This is a genomic window from Pseudohongiella sp. SYSU M77423 (assembly GCF_029911965.1).
In the GTDB taxonomy this organism is placed as follows: domain Bacteria; phylum Pseudomonadota; class Gammaproteobacteria; order Pseudomonadales; family Pseudohongiellaceae; genus Pseudohongiella.
This window is the reverse complement of record NZ_JARYTH010000004.1, coordinates 337,295-353,121: the sequence shown is the minus strand read 5'-3', so window position 1 is coordinate 353,121 and position 15,827 is coordinate 337,295. Positions and strand designations below refer to the sequence as shown.

At 57.0% G+C, this 15,827-nt stretch carries 16 protein-coding genes; 14 read left to right on the top strand and 2 right to left on the bottom strand.

Going from position 1 to position 15,827, the window contains the following annotated elements:
* Positions 1–104 precede the first annotated feature (104 nt).
* From ftsY to ftsX, 3 genes are read left to right on the top strand one after another with little or no spacing between them, the layout of a single operon-like run.
* On the top strand, positions 105–1,214 hold the full coding sequence (gene ftsY, locus QGM61_RS11175; RefSeq protein WP_281133028.1) for a signal recognition particle-docking protein FtsY: 1,110 nt from the start codon (positions 105–107) through the stop codon (positions 1,212–1,214).
* Positions 1,215–1,907 carry a cell division ATP-binding protein FtsE gene (gene ftsE / locus QGM61_RS11170; protein ID WP_281133027.1) on the top strand — a complete coding sequence of 231 codons (693 nt, stop codon included), beginning with the start codon at positions 1,215–1,217 and terminating at the stop codon, positions 1,905–1,907.
* Positions 1,904–2,869, top strand: a complete 966-nt coding sequence (gene ftsX / locus QGM61_RS11165) for a permease-like cell division protein FtsX (protein ID WP_281133026.1) — start codon at positions 1,904–1,906, stop codon at positions 2,867–2,869. Before ftsE ends, ftsX begins: the two co-directional genes overlap by 4 nt.
* Here ftsX and QGM61_RS11160 read toward each other — a convergent pair.
* On the bottom strand, positions 2,856–4,964 hold the full coding sequence (locus QGM61_RS11160; protein WP_237132663.1) for a M13 family metallopeptidase: 2,109 nt from the start codon (positions 4,962–4,964) through the stop codon (positions 2,856–2,858). The genes ftsX and QGM61_RS11160 overlap by 14 nt on opposite strands.
* A gap of 191 nt (positions 4,965–5,155) precedes the next feature.
* Between QGM61_RS11160 and rpoH the strand changes: the two genes are divergently transcribed.
* The 7 genes from rpoH (at position 5,156) to QGM61_RS11125 (ending at position 11,655) form a co-directional block, all read left to right on the top strand.
* The gene (gene rpoH / locus QGM61_RS11155) at positions 5,156–6,016 is read left to right on the top strand and encodes an RNA polymerase sigma factor RpoH (protein ID WP_237133411.1); all 861 of its coding nucleotides are present in this window, start codon (positions 5,156–5,158) and stop codon (positions 6,014–6,016) included.
* A gap of 120 nt (positions 6,017–6,136) precedes the next feature.
* Positions 6,137–6,514, top strand: a complete 378-nt coding sequence (locus tag QGM61_RS11150) for a DUF423 domain-containing protein (RefSeq protein WP_237132662.1) — start codon at positions 6,137–6,139, stop codon at positions 6,512–6,514.
* Complete coding sequence (gene thiS / locus QGM61_RS11145) at positions 6,514–6,714, top strand: sulfur carrier protein ThiS (RefSeq protein WP_237132661.1); 201 nt, start codon at positions 6,514–6,516, stop codon at positions 6,712–6,714. Before QGM61_RS11150 ends, thiS begins: the two co-directional genes overlap by 1 nt.
* 20 nt (positions 6,715–6,734) lie before the next feature.
* The gene (locus QGM61_RS11140) at positions 6,735–7,523 is read left to right on the top strand and encodes a thiazole synthase (RefSeq protein WP_281133025.1); all 789 of its coding nucleotides are present in this window, start codon (positions 6,735–6,737) and stop codon (positions 7,521–7,523) included.
* Positions 7,524–7,557: 34 nt separating this feature from the next.
* The gene (gene trmB / locus QGM61_RS11135) at positions 7,558–8,274 is read left to right on the top strand and encodes a tRNA (guanosine(46)-N7)-methyltransferase TrmB (RefSeq protein ID WP_237132659.1); all 717 of its coding nucleotides are present in this window, start codon (positions 7,558–7,560) and stop codon (positions 8,272–8,274) included.
* A 92-nt stretch (positions 8,275–8,366) separates the two neighbouring features.
* Entirely contained in the window at positions 8,367–9,602 is a 1,236-nt protein-coding gene (locus tag QGM61_RS11130; protein WP_281133024.1) for a TAXI family TRAP transporter solute-binding subunit, read from the top strand.
* A gap of 46 nt (positions 9,603–9,648) precedes the next feature.
* Positions 9,649–11,655 carry a TRAP transporter permease gene (locus QGM61_RS11125; protein WP_281133023.1) on the top strand — a complete coding sequence of 669 codons (2,007 nt, stop codon included), beginning with the start codon at positions 9,649–9,651 and terminating at the stop codon, positions 11,653–11,655.
* On the opposite strand, the gene QGM61_RS11120 is transcribed toward QGM61_RS11125, so the two are convergent.
* On the bottom strand, positions 11,656–12,477 hold the full coding sequence (locus tag QGM61_RS11120) for a M48 family metallopeptidase (RefSeq protein WP_237132656.1): 822 nt from the start codon (positions 12,475–12,477) through the stop codon (positions 11,656–11,658).
* A gap of 28 nt (positions 12,478–12,505) precedes the next feature.
* On the opposite strand from QGM61_RS11120, the gene QGM61_RS11115 reads away from it, so the two are divergent.
* The 4 genes from QGM61_RS11115 (at position 12,506) to QGM61_RS11100 (ending at position 15,812) form a co-directional block, all read left to right on the top strand.
* Positions 12,506–12,928, top strand: coding sequence for an HIT family protein (locus QGM61_RS11115; protein WP_281133022.1), 423 nt, complete (start codon positions 12,506–12,508; stop codon positions 12,926–12,928).
* A gap of 17 nt (positions 12,929–12,945) precedes the next feature.
* Positions 12,946–13,695, top strand: a complete 750-nt coding sequence (gene cmoA / locus QGM61_RS11110) for a carboxy-S-adenosyl-L-methionine synthase CmoA (RefSeq protein WP_237132654.1) — start codon at positions 12,946–12,948, stop codon at positions 13,693–13,695.
* Positions 13,695–14,672: a tRNA 5-methoxyuridine(34)/uridine 5-oxyacetic acid(34) synthase CmoB gene (cmoB, locus tag QGM61_RS11105; RefSeq protein WP_272907158.1), complete on the top strand. Its 978-nt coding sequence runs from the start codon at positions 13,695–13,697 to the stop codon at positions 14,670–14,672. The genes cmoA and cmoB overlap by 1 nt, the downstream gene beginning before the upstream one ends.
* A 171-nt stretch (positions 14,673–14,843) precedes the next feature.
* Positions 14,844–15,812: a helix-turn-helix domain-containing protein gene (locus QGM61_RS11100; protein WP_281133021.1), complete on the top strand. Its 969-nt coding sequence runs from the start codon at positions 14,844–14,846 to the stop codon at positions 15,810–15,812.
* The last annotated feature ends 15 nt before the right edge of the window (positions 15,813–15,827 follow it).

Here is a 15,827-nt window from a genome sequence, read left to right as displayed (position 1 = left end):
GCTAAACTAGGCGCCCCGCTGCGGTGAGCTGCCGCTCCGAATCAAGAATTAGTCAGACACCGAATTGCCGTGTATGGCACACAGTCGCATTTCAGGAAGTACATATGTTTGGTTTTGGAAAGAAATCCAAAGACGCCGACGACAGAAAGCAGAACGGTGATGAAGCCGACAAGCCGGTTTCAACTGCCATTGAGCCCGACATCGAACCTGCGGCCGAGACAGCAGCCAAAGTAAGGGCAGAGTCGGCTGCCAACAGCAAAAAAGACACTGGCGAGCCGCCCAGGACGGAAGGCTTTTTTGGCCGCCTGCGTCTCGGGTTGAGCCGCACCCGCGACAACCTTGCTGAAGGCCTGGCCAGCCTGGTGGGCGGTCGCAAGGAAATTGATGCAGATCTGCTGGATGACATCGAGATGCAGCTGCTGACGGCAGACGTCGGCATCGAGGCAACCGAACAGGTCATTTCCGCCCTGACGGCGCGGCTGAAACGCAAGCAGCTGAGTGACGCCGATGCACTCATGACCCAGCTGCGTGCGGAGTTGCGGGCGCTGCTGGATCCCTGCACGGCACCGCTGGTCATCGACACCAGCAAGAAACCCTATGTCATTCTGATCGTGGGCGTGAATGGCGTTGGCAAGACCACCACCATTGGCAAACTGGCCAGGCGTTTTCAGGACCAGAATCACCGGGTCATGCTGGCCGCCGGGGATACCTTCCGCGCCGCAGCAGTAGAGCAGCTGCAGGCCTGGGGCGAGCGCAACAAGGTACCGGTTGTCGCGCAGGCAACCGGCTCAGACAGCGCGTCAGTCATCTTTGATGCCTACCAGTCTGCCAAGGCACGCGGCATGGATGTCCTGATTGCCGACACGGCGGGCCGCCTGCACAACAAAGCCAATCTGATGCAGGAACTGGAGAAAATTGTCCGGGTCCTCAAGAAGCAGGATCCCGATCTTCCACATGAAGTCATGCTGGTGCTGGATGCCACCACAGGCCAGAACGCTCTCAGTCAGGCAAAAGCCTTCAATGACGCAGTGAATCTGACCGGCCTTTGTCTGACCAAGCTGGATGGTACGGCCAAAGGCGGTATGGTATTCGCCATTGCCAAGGCCATGCAGCTGCCGATCCGGTTCATCGGCATTGGCGAGCAGGCTGAAGACCTGCGTCCCTTCGACGCAGACGAGTTTGTCGCAGCTCTGTTTGGTCCGGTCGAACGCTAAATGATTCGCTTCGATGATGTCAGTAAACGATACCCGGGCGGGCACGAAGCCCTGAAGCAGGTCTCGTTCGACATGGATCGCGGCGAAATGGTTTTCCTGACTGGTCGATCGGGCGCTGGCAAAAGCACCCTGCTGAAACTTCTGATGCTTTCCGAGCCACTGAACCAGGGACAGATTCTGGTCGGTGGCCGCAATATCCACCGATTGCCTGCCAACAAAATCCCTTACTATCGTCGTCGCATCGGTGTGGTGTTCCAGGATCACCAGCTCCTGTTTGACCGCAGCGTATACGACAACGTCGCGCTGCCGCTGCAGATTGACGGCTATGACAAGCATGAGGCCGCGCGACGAGTCAGAGCCGCGCTGGACAAGGTCGGCCTGCTCAGCAAGGAAAAACTCAACCCCATGATTCTGTCCGGCGGGGAGCAGCAACGCATCGGCATCGCCCGCGCAGTGGTGAATCGCCCGCAGATACTGCTGGCCGATGAGCCGACCGGCAACCTGGACCCGCAACTGGCCGCCGAAATCATGGCCCTGTTTGAACAGTTCAATCAGATCGGTGTCAGCATGCTGATTGCCAGTCACGATCTTTCCTTGATCACCAGGCTGCGACATCGCATTCTGACGCTGGACCACGGCCAGCTGATCCGTGACGAGCACCACCCCAGCCGCAGCGGGGCAACTGCCGGATGAACAGGCCTGCCAACACCAAAGGGGCGCGCCGCGAGCGCGATCGTCGTATCCGCATCAATGCCTGGGCCAGCAATCACAGAGATTGCGCGCTCGATACAATCCGCCGCATGCTGGCCCAACCCGTCGCGACCCTGATGACCCTGGCCGTTATTGGCATCGCTTTACTGCTACCGGCTCTGCTGTACGTGGCCGGCAGTAACCTGGGGCAGTTTACAGACCGCCTCGAGGCAACCAATCGACTGACGGTATACCTGGCGCCGGACATTAGCGAGCAAAGCATCAGCGAGATCCGCGAGGCACTGGACAACAGTGAACTGGTCGGCAGTCTGCGCTTCATTTCTTCCAAGCAGGCAGCGGAAGACTTTGCGCGCTGGTCGGGCCTGGGTGATGTGCTGGATAGCCTGGCCGACAACCCACTGCCAGCTGCATTTGTAGTCCAGCCAACCAGCGCTGACGACGGAACACTGGTGTCACTGCAAGAGCTGCTGAATGGCCTAAGCGGAGTCGACCAGATTCAGGTGGATCAACGATGGCTGGAGCGGCTTGCTGGCATTTCGAGGCTGATTGATCGTACCGTGATGACACTGGTCATCATTCTGGCGTTTGCAGTGCTGTTTATCACCGGCAACAGCATACGCACCCTGATTGCCAATCGTCAGGCAGAGATCCGTGTCATGGATCTGATGGGGGCAACACGCAGCTATATGGCGCGACCCTTTCTTTATATGGGGCTCTGGTATGGACTGTTTGGGGGAATGGCAGCCTGGCTGCTGCTGCAATGCATGCTGCTACTGCTGCGAGAGTCGGCAAGTACCCTGCTGGCCAGTTACGGACCGCAATATCAGCTTATCGGGCTGGGTGGTATCGGCGCCGCCGCCCTGTTGCTGGGCAGCGCCGGCCTGGGGTGGCTGGGCGCAAAACTCTCTGTTTCGCGCCACCTGCGTGCCCTTACCAGATCTTGACCCGAACGGCTGCTGGACGGTACATACCATCACCTTCGGTAACACCAAATGCCTCATAGAATTCCGGCATATTGGACAGTGTTCCCCGCACGCGGTACATACCTGGTGAGTGTGGGCCGGTCGTCAGCTGGCGGCGCATTGCCTCGTCACGGAACAGCGTTCGCCATATCTGGCCATAGCCCAGGAAGAAACGCTGCTCACCGGTAAATCCTTCGATAACCGGTGCCGGCTCGCCCTCCAGACTGCGCTGCCAGGCCTGGAATGCAACGGTCAGACCACCCAGGTCGGCGATATTCTCACCCAGTGACAGAGCGCCCTGAATGAACATACCCGGGATTGGTTCATAGGCGTCATATTGATCGATCATGCGCTGGGCACGCTCGGTGAACTGCTCTTCGTCACTTTCTTCCCACCAGTCGCGCAGGTTGCCCTCTCCGTCGGAACGACGCCCCTGGTCGTCAAAGGCGTGAGTGATCTCATGGCCGATCACGGCGCCAATAGCGCCATAGTTGACGGCATCATCCGCCTCTACGTTAAAAAATGGCGGCTGCAGGATGCCCGCCGGGAACACGATTTCATTCATGGTTGGCGAGTAGTAGGCGTTGACGGTCTGCGGTGTCATGAACCATTCGTCGCGATCCACCTCACCACCCAGTCGCTCCATGTCCCGTTGGAATTCACAGCGGGTGGCGCGGATGATGTTGCCAACCAGATCGTCAGCGGCCGTTTCCAGGCACTCATAATCACGCCAGACATCCGGGTAGGCAATTTTTGTATTGAGCTTGGAGAGTTTGTCCTGAGCCTCTACTTTAGTCTCGGCGCTCATCCACTCCAGTTCATTGATAGCCACCTCAAACTGCGCCAGCAGATTGCGCACCAGCGCATCCATACGGTCCTTGGACTCCTGCTGGAAGTGCCGCTCCACGTAGACTTTGCCAACCGCAAACCCCATCAGCGACTGCACGGTGTCAACTGCGCGTCGATCGCGGGCGCGCAGCTCTGGCTGGCCGCTCAGTTCCTGTCCAAAGAAGTCAAAATGTGCCTGCACAAAATCTTCGCTCAGATAAGGTGCGGCTGAACTCAGCAGCTGGAAGGTGTGGTAATCGCGCCAGGCTTCTATGCTGACATCCTGATACATATCGGCGACGGCCTCCAGGTAGGCAGGCTGTCGAACCACCAGCGCCTCGATCTCAGGCAGATCTGAACTTGAAAAATAGCGTAGCCAGTCAATACCGGGAGCCGCCAGATTCAACTCTTGTGGTGTCATGCGGTTATAGGTGGCGTTGCGATCGCGATTCTGGATGCGGGTCCACTGCACCTCAGCCAGTCGCGTTTCTGTCGTGATTATGCGGTCAGCGGCACCCGCGGGATCGGCGTGCCCGGCCAGCTCCAGCAACTGGGCGATATAATCACGGTACAAGGCGCGAATCTCGGCAAAACGGGCATCCTCACTGAGGTAATAGTCCCGGTCCGGCATACCCAGACCAGCCTGGAACATGGTTGTGATGTACTGATCTGACTGACGCTGGTCCTGCCCTACACCAAATACAAATGGTGCATTCAGGCCTTCAGCCGGCGCCTGGGCCCAGTAATCGATCAGCTCTTCATGACTGCTGATGGCGCTGATAACATCCAGGTCATCCTGCAGTGGCTGCAAACCAAGCTCTTCGATACGCGCCTGATTCATGAAAGACTGGTAAATGTCGGCGACTTTCTGTTGTTCTTCAGTCTGCGCACCACCAGGTGCGGTTACATCAGCAATGATGTCGAGAACGCGCTGTTCGGCTGTCTCGCGTAATTCGTCAAAACTGCCCCACCGTGAACGGTCAGCTGGAATTTCAGTGCGGTCGTCCCAACCTCCATTCACATAACGGTAGAAATCATCCTGGGGCCGCATCGTAGGATCCAGGTTATCGAGATTGACGCCCAGACCCAGCTCGGCCTGTGAACTCTCGACAGTTGCCGATTCGGCAGGAGCAGACGCCTGACTGGCGGGGGTATCGCCTGACTCTGGTGTGCAGGCTGCCGCCGACAGGGCAAGGCCCATGCCCAGTGTGGCAAGACGGATGGCGCGTGTTAATGTGAGGCTGGACATAGGGACATCACTCATGCAATAAATAGTGCTAAAATAGGGTCTGAAGTAGGATGATCGGACAAGGGCGAGGTGATCGCCGCAAGCGTTTTACCACTGCAGGTCACTACGCCAGTGCGATCATCCAGCCATTGATTCAGATGACTCTCAGGATTTACTCAAGGATCTACTGAACGTATATGAGTACAGAGAATATGACGACAGGAAGAAGTTTACAACTGGTCGGCCCGGCCGTCCCGGGGCGTGACCTTACGGCCTACGTTGCGTCTGTTAACAGCATCCCGGTGCTGACTGCCGAGCAGGAGCTCGAGCTGGCCAACCAGTACTACTACGAGAACAATCTTGAAGCGGCTCGCCAGCTGGTACTGGCGCACCTGCGTTTTGTTGTGCACCTGGCTCGCAGCTATTCCGGTTACGGCCTGTCCCAGGCGGATCTGATTCAGGAAGGCAATGTGGGCCTGATGAAGGCCGTAAAACGCTTTAACCCGGAAATGGGTGTACGACTGGTATCCTTTGCCGTGCACTGGATCAAGGCCGAAATGCACGAATTCATTCTGCGTAACTGGCGCATCGTCAAAATCGCAACCACCAAGGCACAGCGAAAACTGTTCTTTAACCTGCGCAGCGCCAAAAAGAGCCTGGGCTGGTTGAGCAATGACGAAGCGCAGGCGGTGGCCGATGACCTGGGCGTGGATGCTGCGGTAGTCCGTCAGATGGAAGGTCGCATGAGCGGCTACGACAAAGCCTTTGATGCAGACCCGGACGCCGATGATGACGACGCCTACATGTCGCCGGCGTATTACCTCGAAGACAGCAGCTCCGATATGGCTCGCGAACTGGAAGAAAACGAGTGGGAAGAGCGTCAGACTCAAAGCCTGCATCTGGCCATGAGCGAACTGGACGAGCGTAGCCGTGACATCATCACCAGTCGCTGGCTGAACGAACCCAAGGCAACACTGCACGAACTGGCCGCGCGATATAATGTCTCAGCAGAGCGTATCCGCCAGCTTGAACAGAATGCCATGAGCAAGGTCCGGGGCGTATTGACCGCCTGACCGGCCACCTGCGTTACCAACCCGACGCAAAAAGGCGCCGCTGCTAATCACAGCGGCCTTTTTTATTATGACGCATGGATGTGCGTTTAACTGAAACGTCTTTCTTCCTGGAGAGTCAGCATGCCCGCAGTCTTTGTAGCCATCGCGGCCATCAATGGTTTTCTTGCTGTTGCGCTGGGCGCATTTGCCGCCCATGGCCTGCGGGCGCGGTTACCGGAGGATCTGCTGACAGTCTTTCAGACTGGCGTGCAGTACCATATGTATCACGCCCTGGCGCTGTTTGGTGTTGGCCTGCTGTGCATGCAGTACGGTGAATCCACCCTGTTACGCGCCAGCGGCTGGGCCTTCGTGGTTGGTATTGTCATCTTCTCCGGCAGCCTGTACATCCTCAGCCTGAGCGGTATCCGCTGGTTGGGCGCCATCACGCCGATAGGCGGGGTCGCTTTTCTGACAGGCTGGTTGTTGCTGGCTGCTGCCATGCTAATGGGGCGCAGCTGATGAAGCTGACAGTTAATGGCGACACTATCGACGTCACAGCACCCTGCACCATTCAGGATCTGCTGGTGCACCTGGATATGGCCACCGGACGCGTGGCGGTTGAAGTCAATCGTGAAATTGTCCCGCGCAGCAGCCACCGGGAAACACAGCTGCATGACGGCGATATTATAGAAATTGTGCACGCCATCGGCGGCGGCTGAACACAGAGGAACCACGCTTTATGTCCCATACTGACAAGCCACTGACACTTGCCGGCAAAACCTACCAGTCGCGCCTGATCATCGGCAGCGGCAAGTACAAAAGCTTTGAAGAGAATCTGGCGGCACTGGAAGCCAGCGGCGCGGAAATGATCACCGTGGCGATCCGGCGTGTCAATCTTGGCCAGCACAAGGATCAACCAAACCTGCTGGAAGTCATTTCTCCTGACCGTTACACCATCCTGCCGAATACGGCTGGCTGCTACACCGCCACCGATGCGGTGCGCACCTGCCGCATGGCCCGCGAGCTGCTGGATGGGCACAAACTGGTGAAACTGGAAGTGCTGGGCGACCAGAAGACTCTGTACCCGGATGTTACTGAAACGCTGGCGGCCGCCGAGCAGCTGGTTGCTGACGGCTTCGACGTCATGGTCTACACCAGCGACGACCCGCTGATTGCCAAACGACTGGAAGAAATCGGCTGTATTGCCGTCATGCCTCTGGGTGCGCCAATCGGCTCCGGCCTGGGCATTCGAAACCCCTACAACATCCGCATGATTCTGGAAAACGCCACAGTGCCGATAATTGTGGATGCCGGCGTCGGCACACCCTCAGACGCCACCATTGCCATGGAGCTGGGCTGTGACGGCGTGCTGATGAACACTGCCATTGCCGAGGCGAACAATCCCGTGCTGATGGCCAGCGCCATGCGCAAAGCCGTGGAGAGCGGGCGCGAAGCCTGGCTGGCTGGTCGGATGCCACGAAAGCTCTATGCCAGCGCTTCCTCGCCGATAGATGGCACGTTTTTCTGATCCCCTTGTCGACAATATAAGCAGACCCGCACCCATGACAGAAAAGACGCCGGACACGGCTCACCATCGCCCGCTGCGAAGCTTTGTGATTCGCGCCGGACGTCTGACCACGGCCCAGAAAGAAGCGATTGAGAATTACTGGTCTTCCTATGTCATTGAGGACACCAAAGCGCCTCTCGACCTTATGCAGACATTCGGACGCCAGGCACCGCTTGTGGTCGAAATCGGTTTCGGCATGGGAGACTCGCTGGCTCAGATGGCTGTTGAAAGTCCTGAAAAGAATTTTATTGGCATTGAGGTACATCGCCCCGGTGTTGGCAAACTACTGCACACGATTCACCAGCAGGGCATCACCAACCTCCGCATTTACTGCCATGATGCCGTGGAGATTCTGCGCGACTGCATCGCCGATCAAAGCATTGATACAGTGCAGATATTTTTCCCTGATCCATGGCACAAGAAGAAGCATCACAAGCGCCGGTTGATCCAGCCGGGCTTCGTTGAGCGTCTCAAACAGAAAATCAAACCCGGTGGCAACATACATCTGGCAACCGACTGGGAGAACTATGCCGAGCACATGCTGGAAGTGCTGGAAGCCGATGCCGAGCTAAGCAACAGTGCGGGCGAGGCTGTCTGGGCGAGCAATACCGGCCGCCCGGAAACCAAGTTTGAGCGGCGCGGCCATCGGCTGGGGCATGGCGTCTGGGATCTGGTCTACACGTTCACCCCACAACAACCGCCATTGGCCTGATTCACACCGGAGTCGTTCTGGCTTTGGTGAATATCCTGCGTTATTCTTCCTGACTGGTTCAAAAATAGCGACCTTCAGGAGCAGACACGCAGATGTTAAGACCGGCCACAATTTTTGCCCAACCCTGGCAACCAGCACTCGCAACCCTTCTCAGGCGTGCGTCGGCTGCCGGTATCATGGCCGTCATCCTGTCTGCCTGTAACACTGAAGAACTTCCCGAAAACCCACCTGCTGGCCAACTCAACATGCCACAGACCATCGCCTGGTCGGCTTATCCAACCGGTACGGGTGGCTATAGCCAGGCTGTCGCGATAGGCAATATCCTGCAACGTCAGTATGGGGTCAATCTACGTGTTGTGCCGGGCCGCAATGATGTCTCGCGTCTGGCAACTCTGAATGCCGGTCGGGTTAATATGTCCGCCGGTGGCTCTGAGGCCGTATATGCCCAGGAAGGTATCCTGAACTTTGCCGCACGCATCTGGGGACCACAACCCATTCGCGCCATTCTGTCCAATTTTTCAACCAGCTGCTCATTCAGCCTGGCAACCGCAGCTGATGAAGAGATTCGCACCATCGACGACATTCGCGGCAAACGTGTCACCTTCGTGCAGGGCGCGCCGTCACTGAACAATGCCACGACCGCGCTGCTGGCCTACGGCGGTTTGACCTGGGACGACGTAGAGATGGTCGAGGTGGGTGGCTACAACGCGTCGATTGACGCAGTGATCAACGACCGCGCCGATGTGGCTGGTGGCGCCTGCAATTCCCCGCCCTTTATGCGTCTGGACTCGTCACCAAGAGGTCTGTACTGGGTGGAATTTCCACCAGAAAACGCTGAAGGTGTACAGAATGTAAGAGCCCGTCTGCCGTGGTACGTGCCTCATGTTGCGACCGAGGGCCCCGCGATAGATGTGCAGGAAGGCATTGAGGTCTTTACCTCGGCCTATCCACTGCTGGTGGCCATGGAAGATCTGGACCCTGATATGGTGTACGGCATTGCCAAAGTCATAGCTGTGCACTACGACGACTACAAAGCCTCAGCACCGGGCGCCAATGGCTGGCGCATCAATGGCCAGCAGCTGGAGAACGCCTTTATCCCCTATCACGAGGGGGCGATTCGCTACTTCAAGGAAATCGGTATCTGGACTGATGAGGCGGAAGCCAAGCAACAGGAAAACCTTTTCCGTCAGCAGGTCCTGATGGATGCCTGGCATGAGTACCTGCCTGGTGCGCCGGAAGACCGCGCCTCCTTTGAAGCCGGCTGGCTGGCCCATCGCGAACAGGCGCTGGCCGCACGCGGGCTGATAACGCTGTCAGATACTCAGTAGAGACCTTTCCGACACACCCAACAGACCCACAATAAAGAATAATTCCATGACTGATAAGATTATCCCGCCCATCGCGCCGCCAGAAGAAAAGAAAGACACCACCGAGCTGCCCGCCATCGGGCGCTACCGGCAATTGGCCACTCGCTGGCGGGCAGTGATGGCTGTGCTGACAGCGGCCGCGTCGCTGCTGGCCATCAACCAGATTTTTGCGCTGGGTTTCTTTATCGACTACACCATGCTTGATGGGCGCTATCTCTATTTAATAACCGGCCTGATGCTGTCCATGGTGTTCATTACCTTCCCGTCGAACAAAAATAATCTGACCTTTGTGCCCTGGTACGACAAGGTGATTATTGGCCTGGTGGCGGTGATCTTTTCGTACTTTGCCTTTAACGCCGAGCGCATCATCCTGGACGCCTGGGAATATGCAGCACCACTGGAAGGCATTGTGCTGGCGCTGATTACCTGGGTCATCATTCTGGAAGCCGGACGCCGCGCTGGCGGCTGGCCAATTTTCTTCATCGTGCTGGTGCTGTCACTGTACCCGACCTATGCAGACAAGATGCCTGCTGTGGTGGCCGGCATCGGCATGCCGATTCATGATGTCGCGATATTCCATGTCCTGGGTGAGGAGAGTGTCTTTGGCGTGGCCCTGAACTCCTTTGCCATGCTGGTATTCGGCTTCATTCTGTTTGGTGTCTCCCTGCAATACACCGGTGGCGGCCCGTTCTTTATCAATCTGGCGTTTGCCCTTCTGGGCCACATGCGTGGCGGACCGGCAAAAGTGGCAATTTTCTCGAGCGGTCTGATGGGCTCCATGAGTGGTGGCCCGATCACCAACGTGCTGACCACTGGCCCGCTGTCGATCCCAGCGATGCAGCGCGTAGGTTTCTCACGCGGTTATGCGGCAGGCGTAGAAGCCTGCGCGTCCACGGGCGGTGTATTGATGCCGCCTATCATGGGCGCCACGGCTTTCGTGATGGCGAGTTTTCTCGGCGTGAGCTACGTGACCATCGCGGTCGCGGCCATCGTTCCATCCGTACTGTATTTCTTTGGTCTGTTTGTACAGATCGATGCCTACGCGGCGCGCAATGACCTGCGCGGCCTGCCCAAACCGGAACTGCCCAAACTGGGAACTGTATTCAAGGAAGGCTGGTACTTTATTGCTGTCTTCGTAATCCTGACAGTGATGCTGGTCTATATGCAGCGCGAGGCGACAGCGCCATTCATTGCTACCGCTGCCCTGCTGATCATCAACCAGTTCACCAGCCATCGCATGGATCTTAAGAAGTTCATGCTGATGGTTGCCGCCACGGGCCGGCTGATGGCGGAGCTGGCGGGCATTCTGGCTGCCATTGGCCTTATCGTCGGCGCCCTGGCCGTTACGGGCATGGCCGGCACTCTGGCAAACGACCTGGTCTATCTGGCTGGTGACAACACGCTGGTGCTGCTGATCATGGGTGCAATCACCAGTTTTGTGCTGGGCATCGGCATGACCGTGACAGCTGCCTACATTTTCCTGGCTATCGTACTGGCGCCAGCTCTGATCAATGCTGGCCTGGATCCTCTGGCCGCTCACATGTTCATCATGTATTGGGGCATGTTGAGCTTCATTACGCCCCCTGTCGCACTGGCGGCCTTCGCTGCGGCGTCCGTCGCCCAGGTGTCGGCAATGCGCGCTGGCTGGGAAGCGATGCGACTGGGCGCGATTATTTATTTCATCCCGTTCTTTTTTGTCTTCAACCCGGCGTTGCTGTTGCAGGGCGACATCAGCGAGGCTGTGCTATTGATATCTACAGCGCTGCTGGGCGTGGCGTTGTTGTCAGCCGGCCTGCAGGGCTACTTGATTGGTTTCGGCAGATTGGGCGAGGGTCGTATCGGCCTGTTCGGTCGCGGCCTGGTATGTGTATCTGGACTGGCGCTGGCAGCACCCTCGGGCGGCATGCTGGGCTACAGCCAGGCCATGCTGCTCAGCATCAGTGCTGTGCTGCTGATCGGAGGTATGGGTATTGCCATCATGCAGCGCCGCCAGCAATCGGCTGCCGCCAACTGATCAGAACCACAGTCGGTGTTCGTGCTGCTTGAGCCAGCCCACGTAGCGTTGGTAATCAGGACAGACACGAGACACTGCCTGCCAGTAGGCCTTCGAGTGATTCATGTGAAGAAGGTGACACACTTCGTGGCTGATCATGTAGTCAATCACCCCATCGGGGGCCAGCATGATCAGCCAGTTGTACTGGATGCGCCCGGCTGAGGTGCAGTGCCCCCATTTGCTGCGGGTTTTCCTGAACACCACTTCCTTGAGTTTATCGCCGACACCCAGATAGTCTGCCAGTGCCTGTGTGCGCTGAGGCAGGTAGGCTTTGGCCTGCGATTGCAGCCACTGCCGGAGAATGCGGGCCGCCGCTGCCTGGCTGTCCGGCGCTCCTGCTTCCAGCCCCTGACCACTGATACGCAGGGTCTGACCAACTGTCTCGTTTATAACGGTGACCGCCGGGCTGCTGGCAAGCTGATGAACAACACGGGTGTCACGCGCCTTGTAGAGGATGCGGCCGCCATCACCAAGATCCAGTCGCTCTGAATGCCGCTGCTGTTTTTCTTCCACCTTGCGCAGAACCCAGCGACGATGTTTGTCCAGAAAGCGCTTGATCTCGGCCTCTGATACAAAAACCGGTGCACGAACTTCTATCTGGTCGTGGCTGACATGCACGGCCAGACTCTTGCGCTGACTGCGGACCAGACGGCATTCGAGGGGCAGGTCGTCCAACCACTGCTCTTCAACAACGGCGACGGGTTTGGCACTTTTGCGACGGAGAAACATCAAGACTGACTCACTGATACTGACGCGATTGGACTGTATCACGAAATCCAGCATAATAGCGCCCTGAAAGGAGCCCTACACCATGAGCAGCCTGTTTACCCGCATCCGTCAGGGTGAGTTACCCGGACACCTTTTGTGGAACGATGGCACGTGCTTTGCCATCCTGACAATCAAACCCATTCGCGAAGGCCACCTGCTGGTGATTCCACACCATGAAGTTGACCATTGGGATGATATGGACGAGGCATTGACGCAGCATGTTTTCACGGTCAGCCGCCTGTTATCTCGCACCATGCGTTCACTGTTCCCCTGCGAGAAAGTGGGCATGATGATAGCCGGACTGGAAGTGCGACATGCGCATATTCACCTGGTCCCCATTAAGGCCATCAGTGATTTGAATTTCTCGCTGGCAGAAGAGCGTGACGAAGAGGCCCAACAACTGACTGCCGCTCGTATTCGCCAGTCCCTGCGCGACGCCGGGCATCAACACGTCCCTGCTGACTAGTTTTACGGAAGAGCCGCATGAGCAAGTCGACGCACACGCCGCCGCTGCGCGATAACATATTTGCCAGCCCACAACAGCGCAGCGATTTTGTTTTCGACGCAAAAGTCGCGTCGGTGTTTACCGACATGATCAATCGCTCGGTGCCAGGTTATGCGACCATTCTGTCGATGATCGGCGTACTGGCGGCTCGATATTGCAGACCTGGCACCCGGATCTATGATCTGGGCTGCTCACTGGGCGGCGCCAGTCTGGCGATGGCACATCAGATTGAACATCAAGACTACGAGCTGCTCGCCATTGATAACTCCGAGGCCATGGTCACTCGGCTCAATGCCATGGTGCAGACAGACGAGCATGAGGGCCTGCCCATCCGTGTGCTGTGCGAAGATGTGTGCGAGACGCAGATCAACAATGCATCGGTCGTCGTACTGAACTTTACACTTCAGTTTATTGCTCCCCAAAAGCGTCAGGCGCTGATACAGAAGATCGCTGACGGAATGTCTCCTGGCGGCATACTCATTCTCTCTGAGAAGATTCGTTTCGCCGATGATGACATGAATGAGCTTTTTGTTGATCTGTACCATCAGTTCAAACAGGCGCAGGGCTATTCTGAAATGGAGGTCGCACAAAAACGCGCAGCACTGGAGAATGTGCTGATCCCCGAGACCATCGACGCCCATAAAACCCGCCTTCAGTCAGCCGGCTTTCAGTCCTGCGATGTCTGGTTTCAATGCTTTAACTTCTGTTCCATGGTGGCTGTACGCTGATGCGCGATACCACAGCTGATCAACGACTGCGGCAACTGCTGAAGGGCACACCGCTGGAGGATATTTCCAATTATGCCAGCGAAGAATACCTGTATTCTCGGGGGCATGGCCTGACCGATAAATGGCTGGCGATGTACGATGCGTTGCCTGATGTCCAGCGCTCTGTGCTGGATCTGAAACACGGAGTGCGCATTGGCGACCGCTCCGACTGCAGCGACTCGCAGTATCAGACGATTCTGGAAGCCGCCAGGACGCAGATACCATGGCGCAAAGGCCCCTGGTCTCTGTTTGGCGTTGAAATAGACAGTGAATGGCGCTCCGACATGAAGTGGGACCGCTTGCTGCCCCATATAGCGCCCCTTGCGGGTCGTCGCGTGATGGATGTTGGCTGTGGCAACGCCTATCACTGTTATCGCGCTCTGGGCGAAGGCGCCAGGATGGTGCTGGGTGTTGACCCGCATCCTGCCTACTTTTTTCAGTACCGTTTGATCCAGCACTTCCTGCGTGATCTGCCGGTCTTTGTGGTACCTGTCACGCTTGATCAGTTCCCCGACAAGAGTGCTGCCTTCGACACTGTTTTCTCCATGGGCGTGTTGTACCACCGCCGCTCACCTCTGGACCATTTGTTTCAATTGTTCGACAGCCTGCGCCCAGGCGGAGAGCTTGTGCTTGAAACCCTGATTGCAGATGGCCCCGAAGGCTATGCCTTAACCCCCCCCGATCGCTACTGTCGTATGAATAATGTGTGGTTTCTGCCTTCTGTAGCCACTACGGAGAGCTGGCTAAGGCGCTGTGGCTTCGTCAACGTTCGAACTGTAGATGTCAATGTGACCTCCGCACAGGAGCAGCGCACCACCGACTGGATGCCATTCCAGTCGCTGATTGATGGACTGGACCCTGAGGATCACAGCCTCAGCATTGAGGGATTACCTGGCCCCAAGCGCGCAATCACGCTGGCTGAGGTGCCACACAAATAGTCTCGTTGCCTGTCCGTGCGCCGAGTGGAGCTTTAGCTGCGAGGCAAACCCGGGAATTGCTGTTGACCTGACGCGTCAATGTGGTTCACTATTTGACCTGTTAGTGGGGTCAACTGTATTTAATAAAGAAGAATAAAACTACAGAACGTAAGCAAAAAAGGAACTCAGGCCATGGCACGACCACTTCGAATCGAGTATCCGGATGCAGTTTATCACGTCTCTAATGTAGCGCTGGAAGGCCAGCGTGTCTTCCCGTCAGCACGCTACTATGAGGCGTTTCTGCAAGCACTGGAGGAAACCTGCCAGCGCTTGAACGTGCAGGTTCACGCCTACGCACTGCTGAAGGATCAGTACCATCTTCTGATAAAAACTCCCGAGGGCAACCTCAGCCGCTTCATGCGGCAGATCGACGGCCTTTACACACAAAGCTACCAGCGCATGAAGCGCTCGGACGGCTCGCTGTTCAAAGGTCGCTACAAAGCTGTACTGGTGCAGGCCGACAAGTACCTGCTGCCACTGACCCGGTATATTCACCTGGGGGTGCGCAAACAGGATCTGGAGAAAAATGACTGGACCAGCTACCCGGCTTATACCAATAAAGTAAAACCGCCTGTCTGGCTGGTGCGCGATGAAGCGCTGGGGCAGCTGGATGGTCCGGCCAATCGCCGCTTCCAGCGTTATGCGGCCTACGTTGACGAGGGCGTCGACGAGGAGATGGCCCACTTCTACGGCAAGAAGAATCTGTCATCCGTGATGGGCGATGAGAAATTCCGCAAATTTGCCGCCAGCAAACGCAGTGCCACCAAAGCCCGCGGAGTATCCAGAGGGGTGAATGCCAAGTGGCGACCTAGCTGCAAGCAGATCGTGACGGCAGTTGCCAAGCACTTCAAGGTGACCGAAGACAGCATCTATCAGGCAGCCAGAGGCCCTGGATCCAAAAACGTTCCGCGCTGGGTCGCCATGTACCTGTGCCAGGAACTGTCAGCCTCAACACTGCAGGCAATCGCCAAACTGTTCAAGCTGAAGCGCTACGGCACGGTGTCAACGACCGTTGGCAAGCTGAAAAAGGAATTTGTCAGCGATCCGAAGCTGGCCGCAGCAACGCAGAAGCTGGCCAAATCTCTCAGCAAACAGAAGTAAGCAGATTTATCGCCG

Excerpts from the sequence above, each read along its gene's own strand:
- ftsY (WP_281133028.1), top strand. The coding sequence starts at position 105 with ATGTTTGGTTTTGGAAAGAAATCCAAAGACGCCGACGACAGAAAGCAG.
- ftsE (WP_281133027.1), top strand. The coding sequence starts at position 1,215 with ATGATTCGCTTCGATGATGTCAGTAAACGATACCCGGGCGGGCACGAA.
- ftsX (WP_281133026.1), top strand. The coding sequence starts at position 1,904 with ATGAACAGGCCTGCCAACACCAAAGGGGCGCGCCGCGAGCGCGATCGT.
- QGM61_RS11160 (WP_237132663.1), bottom strand. The coding sequence starts at position 4,964 with ATGTCCAGCCTCACATTAACACGCGCCATCCGTCTTGCCACACTGGGC.
- rpoH (WP_237133411.1), top strand. The coding sequence starts at position 5,156 with ATGACGACAGGAAGAAGTTTACAACTGGTCGGCCCGGCCGTCCCGGGG.
- QGM61_RS11150 (WP_237132662.1), top strand. The coding sequence starts at position 6,137 with ATGCCCGCAGTCTTTGTAGCCATCGCGGCCATCAATGGTTTTCTTGCT.
- thiS (WP_237132661.1), top strand. The coding sequence starts at position 6,514 with ATGAAGCTGACAGTTAATGGCGACACTATCGACGTCACAGCACCCTGC.
- QGM61_RS11140 (WP_281133025.1), top strand. The coding sequence starts at position 6,735 with ATGTCCCATACTGACAAGCCACTGACACTTGCCGGCAAAACCTACCAG.
- trmB (WP_237132659.1), top strand. The coding sequence starts at position 7,558 with ATGACAGAAAAGACGCCGGACACGGCTCACCATCGCCCGCTGCGAAGC.
- QGM61_RS11130 (WP_281133024.1), top strand. The coding sequence starts at position 8,367 with ATGTTAAGACCGGCCACAATTTTTGCCCAACCCTGGCAACCAGCACTC.
- QGM61_RS11125 (WP_281133023.1), top strand. The coding sequence starts at position 9,649 with ATGACTGATAAGATTATCCCGCCCATCGCGCCGCCAGAAGAAAAGAAA.
- QGM61_RS11120 (WP_237132656.1), bottom strand. The coding sequence starts at position 12,477 with ATGCTGGATTTCGTGATACAGTCCAATCGCGTCAGTATCAGTGAGTCA.
- QGM61_RS11115 (WP_281133022.1), top strand. The coding sequence starts at position 12,506 with ATGAGCAGCCTGTTTACCCGCATCCGTCAGGGTGAGTTACCCGGACAC.
- cmoA (WP_237132654.1), top strand. The coding sequence starts at position 12,946 with ATGAGCAAGTCGACGCACACGCCGCCGCTGCGCGATAACATATTTGCC.
- cmoB (WP_272907158.1), top strand. The coding sequence starts at position 13,695 with ATGCGCGATACCACAGCTGATCAACGACTGCGGCAACTGCTGAAGGGC.
- QGM61_RS11100 (WP_281133021.1), top strand. The coding sequence starts at position 14,844 with ATGGCACGACCACTTCGAATCGAGTATCCGGATGCAGTTTATCACGTC.